The sequence below is a fragment of the Mesorhizobium sp. P171375 genome, assembly GCF_057786075.1.
Window position 1 is genome coordinate 3,713,797 of sequence record NZ_JBYNWF010000001.1, and the last position, 16,885, is coordinate 3,730,681.

Annotated in this window: 16 protein-coding genes; 8 read left to right on the forward strand and 8 right to left on the reverse strand. The window is 65.7% G+C overall.

Features of this window, described 5'->3' with window-relative positions; translation table 11 throughout:
- Positions 1 to 98 precede the first annotated feature (98 nt).
- The 5 genes from ACYHH6_RS17895 (at position 99) to ACYHH6_RS17915 (ending at position 5,825) form a co-directional block, all read left to right on the forward strand.
- A complete protein-coding gene (locus ACYHH6_RS17895) occupies positions 99 to 1,157 on the forward strand; it encodes an ABC transporter substrate-binding protein (protein ID WP_352587562.1) in 1,059 nt (352 codons plus the stop codon).
- A gap of 92 nt (positions 1,158 to 1,249) precedes the next feature.
- Positions 1,250 to 2,074: an ATP-binding cassette domain-containing protein gene (locus tag ACYHH6_RS17900; protein ID WP_352560714.1), complete on the forward strand. Its 825-nt coding sequence runs from the start codon at positions 1,250 to 1,252 to the stop codon at positions 2,072 to 2,074.
- Positions 2,071 to 3,330, forward strand: coding sequence for a sugar ABC transporter permease (locus ACYHH6_RS17905; protein WP_192248854.1), 1,260 nt, complete (start codon positions 2,071 to 2,073; stop codon positions 3,328 to 3,330). The genes ACYHH6_RS17900 and ACYHH6_RS17905 overlap by 4 nt, the downstream gene beginning before the upstream one ends.
- 24 nt (positions 3,331 to 3,354) lie before the next feature.
- Entirely contained in the window at positions 3,355 to 4,083 is a 729-nt protein-coding gene (locus ACYHH6_RS17910) for an SDR family oxidoreductase (RefSeq protein WP_352587565.1), read from the forward strand.
- A 134-nt stretch (positions 4,084 to 4,217) separates the two neighbouring features.
- Positions 4,218 to 5,825, forward strand: coding sequence for an FGGY-family carbohydrate kinase (locus ACYHH6_RS17915; protein WP_352587568.1), 1,608 nt, complete (start codon positions 4,218 to 4,220; stop codon positions 5,823 to 5,825).
- Between the two features lie 16 nt (positions 5,826 to 5,841).
- Here ACYHH6_RS17915 and ACYHH6_RS17920 read toward each other — a convergent pair whose 3' ends face one another.
- From ACYHH6_RS17920 to ACYHH6_RS17950, 7 genes are all read right to left on the reverse strand, one after another.
- The gene (locus tag ACYHH6_RS17920; RefSeq protein WP_352587861.1) at positions 5,842 to 6,774 is read right to left on the reverse strand and encodes a phosphatidate cytidylyltransferase; all 933 of its coding nucleotides are present in this window, start codon (positions 6,772 to 6,774) and stop codon (positions 5,842 to 5,844) included.
- A gap of 34 nt (positions 6,775 to 6,808) precedes the next feature.
- On the reverse strand, positions 6,809 to 7,477 hold the full coding sequence (locus tag ACYHH6_RS17925; protein WP_352560709.1) for a lysophospholipid acyltransferase family protein: 669 nt from the start codon (positions 7,475 to 7,477) through the stop codon (positions 6,809 to 6,811).
- A gap of 3 nt (positions 7,478 to 7,480) precedes the next feature.
- The gene (locus ACYHH6_RS17930) at positions 7,481 to 7,915 is read right to left on the reverse strand and encodes a hypothetical protein (protein WP_352587571.1); all 435 of its coding nucleotides are present in this window, start codon (positions 7,913 to 7,915) and stop codon (positions 7,481 to 7,483) included.
- Positions 7,912 to 9,258 carry a phosphatase PAP2/dual specificity phosphatase family protein gene (locus ACYHH6_RS17935; protein ID WP_352587574.1) on the reverse strand — a complete coding sequence of 449 codons (1,347 nt, stop codon included), beginning with the start codon at positions 9,256 to 9,258 and terminating at the stop codon, positions 7,912 to 7,914. The genes ACYHH6_RS17930 and ACYHH6_RS17935 overlap by 4 nt, the downstream gene beginning before the upstream one ends.
- A gap of 4 nt (positions 9,259 to 9,262) precedes the next feature.
- Positions 9,263 to 11,047 carry a bifunctional alpha/beta hydrolase/class I SAM-dependent methyltransferase gene (locus ACYHH6_RS17940; protein ID WP_435053373.1) on the reverse strand — a complete coding sequence of 595 codons (1,785 nt, stop codon included), beginning with the start codon at positions 11,045 to 11,047 and terminating at the stop codon, positions 9,263 to 9,265.
- 41 nt (positions 11,048 to 11,088) lie between these two features.
- On the reverse strand, positions 11,089 to 11,691 hold the full coding sequence (locus tag ACYHH6_RS17945) for a CDP-alcohol phosphatidyltransferase family protein (RefSeq protein ID WP_352587577.1): 603 nt from the start codon (positions 11,689 to 11,691) through the stop codon (positions 11,089 to 11,091).
- Positions 11,692 to 11,842: 151 nt separating this feature from the next.
- Complete coding sequence (locus tag ACYHH6_RS17950; protein WP_352587580.1) at positions 11,843 to 12,325, reverse strand: hypothetical protein; 483 nt, start codon at positions 12,323 to 12,325, stop codon at positions 11,843 to 11,845.
- A 220-nt stretch (positions 12,326 to 12,545) separates the two neighbouring features.
- Here ACYHH6_RS17950 and ACYHH6_RS17955 point away from each other — a divergent pair, with 220 nt between their 5' ends.
- Both ACYHH6_RS17955 and ACYHH6_RS17960 read left to right on the forward strand, forming a co-directional pair.
- Positions 12,546 to 13,919 (forward strand): NfeD family protein, encoded by a 1,374-nt coding sequence (locus tag ACYHH6_RS17955; protein ID WP_352587582.1) that lies wholly within the window; start codon positions 12,546 to 12,548, stop codon positions 13,917 to 13,919.
- Positions 13,916 to 14,674, forward strand: a complete 759-nt coding sequence (locus tag ACYHH6_RS17960) for a slipin family protein (protein ID WP_192248875.1) — start codon at positions 13,916 to 13,918, stop codon at positions 14,672 to 14,674. The genes ACYHH6_RS17955 and ACYHH6_RS17960 overlap by 4 nt, the downstream gene beginning before the upstream one ends.
- Before the next feature lie 119 nt (positions 14,675 to 14,793).
- On the opposite strand, the gene ACYHH6_RS17965 is transcribed toward ACYHH6_RS17960, so the two are convergent.
- Positions 14,794 to 15,723, reverse strand: coding sequence for a LysR family transcriptional regulator (locus tag ACYHH6_RS17965; protein WP_352587585.1), 930 nt, complete (start codon positions 15,721 to 15,723; stop codon positions 14,794 to 14,796).
- A gap of 97 nt (positions 15,724 to 15,820) precedes the next feature.
- On the opposite strand from ACYHH6_RS17965, the gene ACYHH6_RS17970 reads away from it, so the two are divergent.
- Complete coding sequence (locus ACYHH6_RS17970) at positions 15,821 to 16,831, forward strand: zinc-dependent alcohol dehydrogenase family protein (RefSeq protein WP_352587587.1); 1,011 nt, start codon at positions 15,821 to 15,823, stop codon at positions 16,829 to 16,831.
- Positions 16,832 to 16,885: the final 54 nt, after the last annotated feature.

The following is a 16,885-nucleotide window of genomic DNA, read 5'->3' on the forward strand; positions in this document are numbered from 1 at the left end:
TGCGTCGTCATTCCTCGCAACAGTTCGACTTGCAGTCAAGGCCCGGCGCGCCATGTGGTGACAGGGCTTCGTGAAACAATTGAAACGGAGATATCAGAATGACCAGATTTGCTTCGACGGGAGCCATTGCGCTCACGCTTTCTCTCCTCAGCGGCACCGCCGCCTTTGCAGCCCCTGTCACCGATGCCACGGTCGCCTTCCTGATGCCCGACCAGGCTTCGACGCGCTACGAGCAGCACGACTACCCCGGCTTTGCCGCCGAGATGAAAAAGCTCTGCCCCGGCTGCAAGGTGATCTACCAGAACGCCGATGCCGACGCCTCACGCCAGCAGCAGCAGTTCAACTCGGTGATCTCGCAAGGCGCCAAGGCGATCGTGCTCGACCCGGTCGACTCGACCGCCGCCGCTTCGCTGGTCAAGCTGGCGCAAAGCCAGGGCGTCAAGGTCATCGCCTATGACCGGCCGATCCCGACGGCACCGGCCGACTTCTATGTCTCGTTCAACAATGAAGGCATCGGCAAGGCCATCGCCGACTCGCTGGTAGAACACCTCAAGGCGCTGAAGGTCGATCCGGCCAGCGGCGGCCTGTTGCAGATCAACGGTTCGCCGACCGACGCGGCCGCCGGCCTGATCAAGAAGGGCATTCACTCGAGCCTCGACAACAGCGGCTACAAGATTCTTGCCGAATACGACACGCCGGAATGGGCGCCGCCGAAGGCGCAGCAATGGGCAAGCGGCCAGATCACCCGCTTCTCCACCCAGATCGTCGGCGTCGTCGCCGCCAATGACGGGACCGGCGGTGGCGCCATCGCCGCCTTCAAGGCAGCAGGCGTCGATCCGGTGCCGCCGGTCACCGGCAATGACGCGACCATCGCCGCCCTGCAGCTGATCATCGCCGGCGACCAGTACAACACCATCTCCAAGCCCAGCGAGATCGTGGCCGCTGCTGCCGCCAACGTCGCCATCCAGCTACTATCGGGCGAGACGCCGAAGGCCGAAATGACCCTCTACGACACCCCTTCGCAGCTGTTCACGCCGGCGGTGGTGACGCAGGAAAACCTCAAGGCCGAGATCATCGACAAGAAGATCAACACCGCCGAAGAGCTCTGCGTCGACCGTTACGCCGAAGGCTGCAAGAAGCTCGGCATCATCAACTGATCGGATTATCCTGATCCTGACTTCCGGCTGCCTTTGCGGCGGCCGGAAGTCTGCAGTCACTCTTGACCGGTCATCCGGAAAGGTTTGCCACTATGTCTGACATCTCTGACGGACCGGTTTCGGCGGGTGAGCTGGTGCTCAGCCTGCGCGGCATTTCGAAGAATTTCGGCGCTGTATCAGCGCTCACCGATATCGATCTCGACGTCCATGCCGGCGAGGTGGTGGCGCTGGTCGGCGACAATGGCGCCGGCAAGTCGACGCTGGTCAAGATCCTGGCCGGCGTCCATCAGCCGACCTCGGGCACCATCAATTTCCGCGGCAAGCAAGTCACCATGCCCGATCCGAGCGCCGCGCTGACGCTCGGCATCGCCACCGTCTTCCAGGATCTGGCGCTGTGCGAAAACCTCGATGTCGTCGCCAACATTTTTCTCGGCAAGGAGCTCAACCCGCTGCGGCTTGACGAGGTGGCGATGGAAATCCGCGCCTGGACGCTGCTCAACGAATTGTCGGCGCGCATTCCAAGCGTGCGCGAGGCGGTCGCCTCGCTGTCCGGCGGCCAGCGCCAGACTGTGGCGATCGCCCGCTCGCTGCTGCTCGACCCCAAGGTCATCCTGCTCGACGAGCCGACCGCCGCGCTCGGCGTCGCCCAGACGGCGGAGGTGCTGAACCTCATCGACCGGGTGCGTGAACGCGGCCTCGGTGTGCTGATGATCAGCCACAATATGGAAGATGTCCGCGCTGTCGCCGACCGCATTGTCGTGCTCAGGCTCGGCCGCAACAACGGCGTCTTCGAACCGGACGCCTCCAACCAGGAACTGGTCAGCGCCATCACCGGCGCCGCCAACAACGCGGTGTCGCGCCGCGCCGAACGGCGCAAGGCAGCCGAACAAGCGCACAATCAGGAGCAGCGGCCATGAGCGCGGAGCCCAAGCAGGACATCTCCTCGTCGACGGCACTCGACCGCAGCGACGTGCGCGTCAAGCACCAGGCCGGCGTCGGTGGCGCGATCAGCGCCTTCTTCGACCGCGTCCGCTCCGGCGACCTCGGCTCGCTGCCGGTGATCGTCGGCCTGGTCATCATCTGGAGCGTGTTCACCGCTCTCAACCCGGTCTTCGTCTCGTCGAGCAACCTCGTTAATCTCCTGTTCGACTGCTCGACCGTCGGCGTCATCGCGCTCGGCATCGTCTGCGTGCTGATGGTCGGCGAGATCGACCTGTCGGTCGGCTCGATCAGCGGCTTTGCCTCGGCCATGGTCGGCACGCTGTGGGTCAACCAGGGCTGGCCAGTGGCGCTCGCGATTGTCGCTGCACTCGCTGTCGGCGGCTTCATCGGCGCGCTCTATGCCTTGCTGTTCAACCGGCTCGGCATGCCGAGCTTCGTCTCGACGCTCGCCGGCCTGCTCGCCGTGCTCGGCCTGCAGCTCTACATCCTGGGCTCCACCGGCTCGATCAATCTGCCCTATGGCTCGAACCTGGTGAATTTCGGCCAGTTGCTGGTCATGCCGGATTGGCTCTCCTATGCGCTGGCGGCCGTTCCCGGCATCGTCATGCTGATCACCGGCCTGCGCACCGTCAGCCGCCGTCGCGCCGTGAACCTGTCGGCGCCGTCGGTCGGCGGCCTCATCGTGCGGGTCGCCGCCTTGACCATCCTGCTCGAGCTGATTGTCGGCTATCTCAACCAGGCGCGCGGCATACCGTGGATGTTCGGCCTGTTCGTCGGTCTGGTGGTGGCGATGAACTATGCGCTGACCCGCACCCAATGGGGCCGCTCGATGACCGCCGTCGGTGGCAACCGCGAAGCAGCGCGCCGCGCCGGCATCAAGGTGCGCTCCATATATCTTAGCGCCTTCGTCATGTGCTCGATGTTTGCCGCCCTTGGCGGGGTGCTGTCGGCGGCGCGGCTGGCCTCGGCCAGCCAGCAGGCCGGCACCGGCGACGTCAATCTCAACGCCATCGCGGCGGCGGTCATCGGCGGCACCAGCCTGTTCGGCGGCCGCGGCAGTGCCTACTCCGCGCTGCTCGGCATCATCGTCATCCAGTCGATCGCCAGCGGGCTGACCTTGCTCGATCTGTCGTCGTCGCTTCGCTACATGATCACCGGCGCCGTTCTGGCGATCGCGGTTATCGTCGACTCCCTGGCACGCCGCTCGCGGGTTTCCCACGGCCGCGCCTGAACGCAATCATAACTCGAGGATAAAATGGCTCAGGATTTGAGTGGAAAAGTCGCGGCGATCACCGGCGCCGCCTCGGGCATCGGGCTGGAATGCGCCAGGGCGCTGATTGCCGCCGGTGTGCGCGTCGTGCTCGTCGACCGCGCCGAGGACGCCTTGAAGAACGTCTGCGCCGAACTCGGCCCCAACGCGATCCCGCTGGTGATCGATCTGATGAAGCCGGCCAGCGTCGCGACGATGATGCCGCAGATCCTGGAGAAGGCCGGCCAGCTCGACATCTTCCACGCCAATGCCGGCGCCTATGTCGGCGGTCCGGTGCTCGACGGCGATCCCGATACGTGGGACCGCGTGCTGAACCTCAACATCAACGCAGTGTTCCGTTCCGTCCATGCCGTGTTGCCACATATGGTCGAGCGCAAGACCGGCGACATCATCGTCACCTCTTCGATCGCCGGACTGGTGCCGGTCGTCTGGGAGCCGATCTACACCGCCTCCAAGCATGCCGTGCAGGCCTTCGTCCACACCGTGCGCCGGCAGGTCGCCCCGCACGGCCTGCGCGTCGGCGCGGTACAGCCGGGGCCAGTGGTGACGGCGCTGATTAGCGATTGGCCGAAGGACAAGCTTGATGATGAACTGGCCAAGGGCGGCCTGATTCAACCCGTCGAGGTCGCCGAAGCCGTGATGTTCATGCTGACGCGGCCAAGGAACGTCACCATTCGGGATCTGGTGATCCTGCCGCAGAGCAATGATCTTTGAGGGAGTAGGGCAGTAGGGCAGTAAGGCAGTAGGTGAGGGACCTTTGCCCTTGCGGCCGACCGTTCACGACTGACAATCTCCCTACTGCCCTACTGCCCTACTGCCCTACTGCCCTACTCACTCGAGGTCCCCCCATGTCCCACTTCCTCGGCATCGACGTCGGCACCGGCAGCGCCAGGGCAGGGGTGTTCGATAGCAAGGGCACCATGCTCGCCTCGGCCAAGCGCGACATTGCTCTGTTCATCGAACCCGGCGAAGTCGCCGAGCAGTCGAGCGAGGACATCTGGCGCGCAGTCTGTGCCAGCGTGCGCGAGGCGGTGACGAAGTCGGGGCTCGCCGGGCGCGACATTGCCGGCATCGGCTTCGACGCCACCTGCTCGCTGGTTGTGGTCGGCAAGGGCGGTGCGCCGTTGCCGGTCGGCCGGTCCGGCGATAACGAACGCAACATCATTGTCTGGATGGATCACCGCGCGCTCGACCAGGCGCAGCGCATCAATGCCGGCAAGCATGCGGTGCTCGACTATGTCGGCGGTACCATCTCGCCGGAGATGGAAACGCCTAAGCTGTTGTGGCTGCGCGAGAACCTGCCCGCCACCTTCGATGCAGCGGAGCATTTCTTCGACCTCACGGACTATCTGACCTGGCGCTCGACCGGCAGCCTGGAACGCTCGATCTGCACGTTGACCTGCAAATGGACCTATCTCGGCCATGAGCGGCGCTGGGACGACGCGTATTTCCGTGCCATCGGTCTGGGTGCGCTCGCCGACGAAGGCTTCGGGCGCATCGGCACCGAAGTGGTCGAAGGCGGCACCGCGCTGGCTCAGGGCCTCACCGAGGCGGCGGCCGTCGATCTCGGCCTGCTGCCGGGAACGCCGGTCGCAGCCGGCCTGATCGATGCGCATGCCGGCGGTGTCGGCACGGTTGGCGGCACCGGTTCGGTCGGCACGCTGCAGTCGCGCATGGCCTATGTTTTCGGCACGTCGGCCTGCACCATGGCCAGCACCAGCGAGCCGGCCTTCGTGCCGGGCGTCTGGGGGCCGTATTTCTCCTCGATGGTGCCGGGCCTGTGGCTCAACGAAGGCGGACAGTCGGCGGCGGGTGCGGCGATCGATCATCTCGTCGCTTTCCACCCAGCCTCGGCGGAAGCATCCGCAAAAGCCAGGGCGGAAGGTCTCAGCCTGACGGCCTGGCTTGGCCGGCGGGCGACGACGAAGTCCGCTGATCTGTCCGCAGTGGCGCGCCTTGCCGAAGGGCTGCATGTCGTGCCGGAATTCCTCGGCAACCGCTCACCCTTCGCCGATCCTGAATCCAAGGCGCTGATCGCCGGGCTCGGGATGGATACGTCTCTCGACGGCCTGGTCGCGCTCTATGTCGCCGGCCTGCTGGGCATCGGCTATGGCGTGCGCCAGATCGTGGCGGCGATGGCCAACAAGGGCATCGCCATCGACACCATCGTCGTCAGCGGCGGCGCCGCGCAAAGCGACCTGGTGCGCCAGCTGCTGGCCGACACAACAGGGCTGACCGTCGCCGGATCGACCTCGCCGGAGCCCGTGCTGCTCGGCTCGGCCATACTGGCTGCGGTGGCGGCGCAAAAATATCCCGACGTGATTGCAGCGATGACCGGCATGTCGCGCATCGGCGAGATCTATCGCCCGGCCGGCGGCGATCTCGTGCCCTGGCACGACAAGCGCTTCGCCGCTTTCGAGATGCTGCAGCAGGCGGGACGCGCGATCCGCGAGTGAAGGAGCGTGCTTCCGCTCAGACCGTCCAGAAATAGCGGACGATGTGAAAGAACACCGGAGCGGCGAAGACCAGGCTGTCGGCACGGTCCATCATGCCGCCATGGCCTTCGATGAGGTGGCCCCAGTCCTTGACGCCCTGGTCGCGCTTGATGGCCGACGCGACCAGACCGCCGAGAAATCCCATCAGGCAGGCGATGAAGGCGACGCCTGCCGCTGCCAGCGGCGAGAACGGCGTGAGGAACGACAACAGCGCGCCGAGCAGGCTCGACGCCACCAGCCCACCGACCAACCCTTCCCAGGTCTTTGACGGTGAGACGGAGGGCGACAGCAGATGCCGGCCGAACAGCTTGCCGAAAATATACTGGAAGACGTCGCTGCCTTGCACGGTGATGATCAGGAAGGCGATGAGCAACAGGTTGCGGCCCTCGAAGCCGGGCACGTTGAGCGTCAGCAGCGCCGGCACGTGGCTGACGCAGTAGACCGAAATCATGACCGCCCATTGTTGCGCCGACACGCGCTCGAGGAAGCGCTCGGTGTCGCCGTTGAGCGCGGTGATCGCCGGCATCAAGAGGAAGCAGTAGACCGGGATGAAGATGGTGAAGAGCCCGTACCAGGCGGTCCACACCAGCCAGTACTGGTAGGGGATGATGATGCCGAACATGCCGAGCAGCACCCAGTGATCGCTGCGCCGGCTGTGGGTCAGCGTCACGAATTCGCGCAGCGCCGCAAATGAGATCAGCGCAAACAGGATGGTCATGCCGGTGCGGCCGAAGAAGAAGGCAACGGTGATCGCCAACACCATCACCCACCAGGCGTTGATGCGCTGGTTGAGGTTGACGAGCGTCGACGGCAGCGGCTTCGGCGCCCGCCACGACAGGATGCCGGCAACGATGCTGGCTGTTGTCAGCACGCAGACCAGGCCGACCAGCAGAATGACGGTTTCATGCATTGGCGGCAGTGTCATGCGACGTCTCTGATCATGGCTAGTCGTCCCGATCGGGGCGCGGGTCGAGCGATAGCAGCGTCTGGCGCGCGCGCTCGAGGAAGGCGCGGCGTTCCTCGCCGGGTTCGATCGCCACCGGCGGACCGAAGACGACGCGGCACAGAAGCGGCACCGGCAGGAACTGGCCCTTGGGCAGCACGCGCGACATGTTCTCGATCCAGCACGGGATGAGTTCGACGTCGGGTCGCGCCATCGACAGATTGTAGAGGCCGGAGCGGAACGGCAGCAGATCTTCTTCCGACGTGTTGCGGGTGCCCTCAGGAAACAGGATCAGCGAATGTCCCTGGTCGAGCACCGACAGCATGATCGAGATCGGATGCTGCGTTTCGTCGGTCCAGTGCCGGTGGATGAGCACGGAAGACAGCATGTCCTCGGCAATGAAGCGGCGCAGCCGCGACTTGCCCCAATATTCGGCCGCCGCCACCGCATGCGTGCGGGCGCGCACCTTTTCGCTGAGGCAGGCCGACAAAAGGATGAAGTCGCCATGGCTGGCATGGTTGGCGAAGTAGATGCGCTGCCGCTCCGACGGCTGGCTGCCGTTCCAGATTGGCCGCACGCCAGTCACCACCCAGGCCAGCGCCGACAGGCCGACCGAGGTCACCGTCTGCAGCAAGGTGAAAGTGTTGGCGCGAAGGTGAAGCTTGGTCATGGCTCAAACAAACGCCGCGACGAGGCATGCCGCCGCAAACACCGCGAGCGCCATGCGCTGTCTTGTCAGCAGGCGTCGCGTGCCTGTCATGCGATGATCGAGCGAGCGGTCGCCGGCAGCGGCGGGTTTCAGGCGCATGCGCGCCAGCACATCGTCGACCACGGCGCCGCCGGCGGCCTCGGTGGCGTGGCTCGCCATCAGCCGGAACAGCAGCGCGTCGAACAAAAGCAAGGCCGAAAGAGCCAGCGTGGCCACGGCACTCGCCGCCGCGGCCAGCCAGGCGGCCGCAGACAGCGCTGTCGTCTGCGGTCCGGCCACCAGGCCGATAACCGGCGCTGCCATAGCGGCGGCCACCACCAGCAGGATCGGCCATGCGGCCTGCACCATCAGCCGGGCGGCAAAGACCTCGGCCTTCTCGGGAAAATTCTCGCCATTCATGCCGCTTCGCCCGCCTCGCTGTGGAGATGCACGGGCCGGCCCGATGCGGCGAGTTTCTTGCGCGCCTGTGCGGCTGTGTGCGCGCGCCCGGTCACCACCAGCCAGTCGGCGACGATCGCCGCACTGCGCTGGAAGCCGAGCGCGCAGCAGACCAGCACGGTGCCACGCCGGCGCGCCAGCTCGATCGCCGCCACCGCCCGCTCCAGCCTGTCATGCGGCGGCGCCACGAGGTCGAGCATGGCATAGCTGATCCAGCGGCAGGTCACCCCGCGCGGCCGTTCCAGTTCGCCGGCTAGGTCGATCACCGTGCCGAAGCGATTGGCCTCGTCGGCGGTCGGAAAGCGGCCGAAGAAAACGCTATCGGTGATCTCGGGCTGCGGCGCCAGCTCGCGGGTCCATGCCCAGACATTAACCCGGGCGCCAAGCCGGTAGGGCAGGAGCAGGAGGCGGCTGGCCAGCGAGACGCTGCCGTCGGCCGCCTTCTGGAACACCTTCGCGCCGGCCCCGGCATAGCCGAAGGCGACGATGGCCAGCGCCAGTGCAGGCCACAGCAGGATGAGCGAGACGGCCGAGACAAAGGCGCCCCCGGCAGCGCCGGCAAAGGCAAGGACCGCGCCCAGCGCATAGTAGCTCGCCAGTCGCCGCGCCTTCGGGTCGTCGGTCGGTCGGAAGCCCCAGAAAGGCAATTCGCCTTTGGCAGGAAACAGCCACAGCGCAAAGAAGCCGAGCAGCGCGCCGGTCGGAATGTCGATGAAATGATGCTGCCAGGTCGTCAGCACCGAAGCGGCGATCAGAAAGCACCAGACATGCCAGACCGGTCTCAGAATGGTGCCGAGACGGTGACGTGCCAGAACGTGACGCCAATGATCCCATATGATCACCAGGAGTGCGACGTGCAGGGATGGCGCCTGGTTGAACGGTTTATCGAAACCGCCAAGCACCGCAAACAGGAAGCCTGGCAAGCCGCTGGTTGCCGGCCTCACGAAGGTCGCCGTCAGCGGAAACAGGATGAAGCAGGCGACGGCAACGACCTGCGCCGTCAGATAGCGGCCGGCGAGCCGGTCGACGCCGCGTCTGGTCGTGTTGAGCAGCAGCGACAGGCCGTAGAACAGATTGATCGACCAGTAGGGCACGATCGTCCAGGCAACGAACGGGATGGCGTGTTCCCAGGCATAGACGATGCTGCCGACATGGTCGCGCCGCGACGCCAGCCAGTTGGCGAAGCCATAGGTCGAGTAGAAGAACGGCGCCAGCAGCGCCAGCCAAAGGGCGGCCCGCAGCACGATGCCGAAATAGGGTTCCCGCGCCGGGGCGGGAGCAGGGTCGGTCACAGGCGCGGCCATGGTCTCAGACGCGCCGCGCGACGGAAACGGTGAAGATGCCCCATTGGTCGATGCGCTGGTCGATCTTCTCGAAACCGGCCGCCGTCACCAACTGGTCCATCTCGCCTTGCGTGCGCCGCCGCATCACCCAGGCCTGGCCACCGCGATGCGAGGTCAGGCTGCGCGCAATCATTTCCAGCTGCGGATGCCAGGGCTGGTTGGTGTAGATGAGCAGGCTGCCGGGCTGCATGGCGCTGGCCAGCCCGCCGAGCGAACGGGAAATCATCTGGTTGTCGGCGAACAATTCGTAAAGCCCGGAGACGATGGCGAGGTCCGGCGCCGGCTTTTGCCCGGCCAGAATTCCGGCATCGAAAGCGTCGGCCTGATGAAAGGTGACGCTGGTCGGCAGATGCCGTTCGGCGATCAGCTTCGAGCCGAGCCCGACATTGAGCCCGGAATAGTCCTGCAGCCGCACGCTGGCCGGCGGCTCGGCGCATTTGGCGACGGCATCAAGCACATAGCGGCCATGGCCGGCGGCGATGTCGAGCATGTGGACGGGACGGCCGGCCGCCTTCAGGCTGGCGACGGCATTGCCGATCAGCTCTTCCAGATGCAGCTTGCGCTGGCGGATGCCGCGCCAGCCGATGGCGTCGAGGAAGGTGCGGTCGATCATGCGGCCGATGAAGCCGGTACCACGCGCCTCGTTCTCGTAGACATAGTCGAGCGTCGAGCCGGAATCGAAGCCGGTGGCAATGCCCGTCTTCATGCCCGACGACAGCCAGGCGCCCATGCGGATCGAGGCCCGGCTCATCGCCCAGTAGAGGCCCTTGGGCGACATCAGCGCCAGCGGCGAGGCCAGTCGGTCGGCTTCGTCGCGGGTATAGCCGGAGCGATCGGCTGAGGTCAGGTCGATCGTCTTTTCCGGTGCGGCGAACTGCTTTTCGAGGAACGGTCGGATAAGGTCCAGCGCCTGGCTGCGGTCGCGTTCGCCCAGCGTATCGTGGAAAAAGCCGGGCAGCACATGCCGCTCCTTGGCGCTGCTGCCGAGATTGACGAAGAATTCGTGCTGCGGTGCATGCCGCACCACCCAGTCGCTGCCCGAGATCAACAGCTGCGTCGGCACGGTGATGGCACGGGCGTCCGAGACGATGCGGGCGGCATGGTCGTAGAGTTCGACCAGGATGTTGGAAGCGATCGGCCGCGTGATCAGCGGATCGGCATCGAAGGAGGCGATGCGCTCGGCGTCATGCGTCAGAAACTTCGCCTTGACGTAGGAATTGACAAAGAAGCGGCCCTTGAGCTTCTGCCACAGCGCAATGCCCTCCTTGGCGAAGGGCACGTAGAGCTTTACAGAAAAGGCCGGCGAGGCCACCACCAGTGCACGGATGTCGGGCGCATAATCATGCACCCAGGCGGCGGCAAGGACGGCGCCGAAGGATTGCGCGATCAGCGCGATGTCGCGCTGGCCAAAACCATCGCGGCCGATCTCGCGCACCAGGCAGTCGATGTCACGCACCAGCGCGGCAAAGGACGGCGCATAGCCGCGCTCGCCGGCCGAGCGGCCATTGCCGCGCGCGTCCCAGGCATAGAAGGCATGGTCGGGCATGGCCAGTTCGTCGACCAGATGCGCCATGCGGCCGCCATGCTCATGGCCGCGATGGAACAAAAGGATCGCGCCTTTGGGCGTCTGCCCGACCGCCGGCCAGTAGCGGTAAAAAATCTCGGTGCCGTCATGGCTTTTGAAGGTGCGCTCCTGCGCCACGCGGTCGAGGCTTGCCGGTGCTGCAGCGGCGGCGATGGTCTGGTGGATCATGGTTCCCCTCTGGCGGCCGGGTCCCTGACGCTTCGGCATCAGGCGTCGCCCGCTCTAAGGCCGCTGCGTATCCGGTTGATGGCGGTTACGAGAGACAGTGTAGCCATGACCGGAAACACAAAGGGCGTGATCGTCTCGACCCACAGGCCGCAGGCGATGAGGAAGCCGATGACGCCAAGCGCCAGCGCCCGGTCGCTCTTGCCGAACGGCCCGGCATAGTTGCGCCCGCTGCCGGCAGCGACGCCGAGCACGCCTGCGAACTCGACAAGCACGGCGGCGATGGCGAAGGCCACGACGCCCCAGGCCGGGAACAAAGTGGCGAAGGCCAGGATCAGCGCCAGGTCGGAGACGACGTCGCAGAGTTCGTTGAGATACATGCCGAGTTTCGAGGCCTGCCCGTGTTCCCTGGCCAGCATCCCATCAATGGCGTTGAGCGCCATGCGCACGAACAGCACCACCGGCATCAAAAGGAAAACCAAGGGATAGCCTGCAAGGATGGCAACCACCAAGCCGGTGGCGATGGAGAGCGCGGCGGCAAGAAGCGTGATCTGGTTGGCGGTGACGCCGGCGCCGGCCAGCCGGTCGGCCAGCGGCCGCAACCTGGCCTGAAAGGCCGGTTTCAGTGCATAGAGCGTTGGCATATGCGATCCCCCCGACCGCGGCTCATGACAGTGTCGACAAGATTGGTCAATCGCGGGGCGAGACGCAAGGGGTGGGCCTCTTCACCGGCAAACAAAATGGCGGGCTCAAAGCCCGCCATCTCCATGCAGTAATTCGGTCAGGGCTATGGCCTCAGTCAGCGTCGCCAGCTGAACCCTTGCCGCACTGCGCCATCACCTTGCCGATGGCAGCGCTCGACCCCGTCAACGGAAAGCTGTTCTCGCCATATTTGTCGGCCGTAACCGTGACGTCACCCTTGCCGCGCAACAATGCGAGCAGCGGGTCGGTCGCGCCTGACAATTCCAGCGTGAAATAATTATACATCGCCTCGAGCTGGAGCGTCTTCGTCACGCTCTTGTCACCGCCCTTGAAGGTGAAGGAAGCGCTGATGCCGGGCTCCAGCTGCTGGCCCGCGGCGCCGAGATCATAGCTCAGCACCGGCTTGTCGAAACAGACCAGCATCAGATGCGCATCGGCCTTCGGTCCGCCGCACACCGAGGCCGTCAGCACGCTGCCGCCCTCGTCTTCCTCCATCGTCGCGGTCCAGCCGCACGGTGCCGCAAACACCGGCTGCGCGGCCTGGAGTGTGGCCGCGACGGCCACGATGAATTTCACCAATCCCCTTCTCATGGTCTCCCCCAGGCCACCCAGGCATCCGCGGCCCGGACCACAGAGAATAACTGAAGTCGGGCGTTACGCCGATAGTTGGCGAAAACGGCTGCGGGCGCAATCTCCCCCTGAGATTGCGCGCTCAGCCGCGTTCGCCAATCATCGGCACCACTCCCCATGGACTTCGCCAAAATACAACCCATATTGAATCTATGGAGCTTTGAGCGTGACCTTCGCGCGGGTGGCCCTTTTTGCTGCGGCCTTCGTTGTCGCGGCTGTCGTTTCTCCCTTCTCATCAGCCGAGAGCGAGAAGGTCGCGCTGAGCGTCGCCATCGACGGCGCCATCGGGCCGGCAAGTACCAGGCAACTCAAGGAAGCGCTTGATGTTGCCGCCAGGCGGGACGCCGAAGTCCTCATCCTTCAGCTCGACACGCCTGGCGGGCTGGTCACGTCGATGCGCGAGATGATCGCCGACATCCTGGCTTCGCCGGTGCCTGTCATCGGCTATGTCGCGCCGGCCGGCGGCCATGCGGCGAGTGCCGGCACCTATATCCTCTATGCCACCCATGTGGCTGCGATGGCGCCCGGCACCAATCTGGGCGCGGCGACGCCGGTCGAGATGGGCGGGCTGCCGTCGCTTCCCGGCGGCGACAAGAACAAGGGCGAGGAGAAGGACGCCACCGGGCGGCCGGCGGGCGACGCCATGATGGCCAAGGTAACCAATGATGCGGTCGCCTTGATCCGCTCGCTCGCCGAACTGCGCGGGCGCAATGGCGACTGGGGCGAAAAGGCCGTGCGCGAGGCGGCGAGCCTGTCGGCCAACGCCGCGCTGCAGGAGCATGTCATCGACTTTGTGGCCCGCGACACCACCGAGCTCCTGCAATTGGCCGATGGGCGCACGGTCGATGTGGCCGGCAAGAAACAGGTGCTGGCGACCAAGGGCCTGCCGGTCGAAACGCTGGAGCCCGGCTGGTTCATCCGGCTGCTCTCCGTCATCACCGATCCGAACATCGCCATCATCCTGATGCTGGTCGGCGTCTATGGCATCATCTTCGAGTTCACCAGCCCAGGTGCGGTGGCGCCCGGCGTCATCGGCACCATCTGCCTCGTGCTCGGCCTCTATGCGCTCAACCTCCTGCCGATCAACTATACCGGCCTTGCCCTGATGCTGCTCGGCATCGCCTTCCTCGTCGTCGAGGCCTTCAATCCCACCGTCGTGCTCGGGCTCGGCGGCGTGGCCGCCTTTCTGTTCGGCGCCGCCATGCTGCTCAAGACTCAGGGGCCGGGCTTCGCCATGTCATGGGCCGTCATCGGCCCCGCCGCGGCGCTGACGCTGGGGCTGGCGCTGCTGACCGGCACCTTTGTCTGGGCGGCGCGCAAGAACCCGCCGCGCGTCGGCGGCGAGGCCATGCGCGGCCAGCCCGCCGAGATCCTCGACTGGCAGGGCGGCGAGGGCCATGTGCTGGCTTTGGGAGAGCGCTGGCGGGCGAAAGCCGACGAACCCGTCGCACCCGGCGACAGCGTCGAGGTGACCGACGTCAGCGACCTCGTGCTGACGGTGCGGCGCAGCAGAGCCGCAAGGAATGGAGCGATAAAATGATGATTGGTTACGTGGCCTATCTGATCCTCGCGCTGGTCGTGATCATGTTCCTGTCCGCGGCCATCCGTATCCTCAGGGAATATGAGCGCGGCGTGGTCTTCACGCTCGGCCGCTTCACCGGGGTCAAGGGTCCCGGCCTCATCCTCCTCGTGCCCTTCATCCAGCAGATGGTGCGGGTCGATCTGCGCGTGGTGGTGCAAGACGTGCCGCCGCAGGACGTCATCTCGCGCGACAACGTCTCGGTAAAGGTCAACGCGGTGCTCTATTTCCGCATCGTCGACGCCGAGCGGGCGATTATCCAGGTCGAGGATTTCATGGCCGCCACCAACCAGCTGGCGCAGACCACGCTGCGCTCGGTGCTCGGCAAGCACGAACTCGACGAGATGCTGGCCGAGCGCGACAAGCTCAACAGCGACATCCAGGAGATCCTCGATCAGCGCACCGATGCCTGGGGCATCAAGGTGTCCAATGTCGAGATCAAGCACGTCGACTTGAACGAAAGCATGATCCGCGCCATCGCCAAGCAGGCCGAAGCCGAGCGACTGCGGCGCGCCAAGGTGATCAATGCCGATGGCGAGCAGCAGGCGGCGGCAAAACTCGTCGAGGCCGGCAAGATGCTGGCGGCCGAGCCGCAGGCCATGCAGCTGCGCTATTTCGAGGCTTTGCACGACATCGCCGGCGAGCGCTCGTCCACCGTGGTGTTCCCGCTACCGGTGGATCTGCTCAGCCAGTTCCTGAAGCAGCAGGGGAAGTGAGCGAAGGCCTGAGTCGGCGCGACGGGCGAGGAAACCAAGCTGGAATGAAAGCCGCTTTCCTTCGCACCCACCTTATGGTCTGCCGGCCATCTCTCCGCAAAAGGGGAGACTGGCAAGCCTCACCGCCGCCAGGGCGGCTCCGGGGCGAAGCGCTTGCCGATCCAGTCGGCGAAGGCTCGCGTCTTGGCGGCTTGTCCCTTGGCTGAGGGCGTGACGACATAGATCGCGCCTTCGTCGGCCAGCGTCCAGTCTTCCAGGATTGGCACCAGCCGTCCGTCGGCGAGTTCGCGGCCGACCAACCAGTCGGTGCTCATCATCAGGCCGACGCCTTGCACGGCGGCCTCGACCAGCACCTCGGCATCATCGGTGACCAACGGCCCGGAGACTTCGACGCGCACGCTCCGGCCCTCCCGGTCGGTCATCTCCCAGGCGGGAAAGGTCTGGAAACCGCTGAAGCCCAGGCAGGAATGTTCGAGCAGCGCCCGCGGTGTCTCCGGCCAGCCCCTTCGGGCGAGATATGAGGGGGCGGCGCAGAGCAGCCGCCGCCGCGTCGCCACCTTGCGCGCCACCAGGCGCGAATCCTCCAGTGCGCCGAGCCGCACGGCGACGTCGAAATTCTCGGCGACCAGATCGGCGAAACGGTTGGAGAATTCAGCCTCGATGCGGACATCGGGAAATTCGGCAAGGAATTGCGGCAGCAGCGGGCCGATCCACATGCGCCCGAACGTGCCGGGCAGCGCCAGCCTGAGCAGGCCGCGCGGGCCGCCACCGGCATGCGCCGACGCGGCCGCCTCGGCCTCGTCCACGGAGGCGAGGATAGCGCGCACGCGCACCAGGAATTCGGCACCCGCTTCGGTTAGCGACACGCTGCGCGTCGTGCGATGGAGCAGCCTGACGCCCAGCCGCTCCTCCAGCGATTGCAGGCGCCGCGACAGGATGGTCGCGTCGCGCCCGACACGCGCCGCCGCCTTGGTGAAGGACCGCGCCTCGGCGATGGCCGCGAAGGCCGCCATTTCGGCAAGGGTCATCGGCTCATGAGATTGCTGCATAAGTCACATTATTGAAATGTAAAAGGCAAGGATTATCCAGACATATCGCAGCAGCTAGCTTCACTCAACCCATCAATCGTCCCACCGGAGTGAAACCATGAAAGCCATCGAACTGAGCCAACCCAGGCTGGACGCCTTCCGCGCCGCCACCATTGCCATCCCCGAACCGCAGCGCGGTGAGGTGCTGATCCGCCAGCGTGCGGCGAGCCTCAACTTTGTCGATGTCGCGGTGGCGAGCGGCAATTATCCCGGACCGAGCTTTCCGCTCGTCCCCGTCGCCGACGGCGCCGGCGAGATCGTCGCGCTGGGCGAGGGGGTTACGGAATTCGCCGTCGGCGATCGCGTTGTCGCCCATGCCAAGCCGCGCTGGATCGGTGGCCGGCCGCGGCCTTATGAGATGACGCAGATGCGCGGCGTTTCGCTGCCGGGATCGCTGGCCGAATATGTCGCGCTGCCGGCCAACTCGGTGGTGCCGGTGCCGGCGCATCTCTCCTTCGAGGCGGCGTCGACGCTGCCGATCGCCGGCACCACCGCCTGGAACGCCATCCGCGCCGCCGATGTCGGGCCGGGCTCGGTCGTCGTGCTGCTCGGCACCGGCGGCGTCTCGATCTTCACCTTGCAGCTTGCGAAAGCCGCCGGCGCCACCGTCATCATCACTTCCTCGTCGGACGAGAAGCTGGAGCGGGCGAAGGCACTGGGCGCCGATCATCTCATCAACTATCGCGCGACGCCCGACTGGGACGGCAAGGTGCTGGAACTGACCGGCGGCCTCGGCGCCGACCTCGTCGTCGAAACCGGCGGCACCGCCACCTTCGCCCGCGCCGTCAACGCCACCGCTCCCGGCGGCACGCTATTCACCATCGGCTTCGTCACCGGTGCCGAGGCCACGGTCAACCTGCTGCCGATCATCATCAAGGCGTTGAAGGTGGTGGGCAACAACACCGGATCGGTATCCGACCTTCGCGACGCCGCCCGCGCCATCGCCGCCGCCCGCATCGATCCGGTCGTCGACAAGGTGTTTAGCCAGGACCAGGCCGCCGAAGCCTACGCGCACATGGCGGCAGGCGGGCAGCATTTCGGCAAGCTTGCGTTCAAGCTTGACTGGTAGGGAAGGGCTGACGCCGGGGATTGGCGAGGCGGTCGAACTGCCAATCTCCCCCCT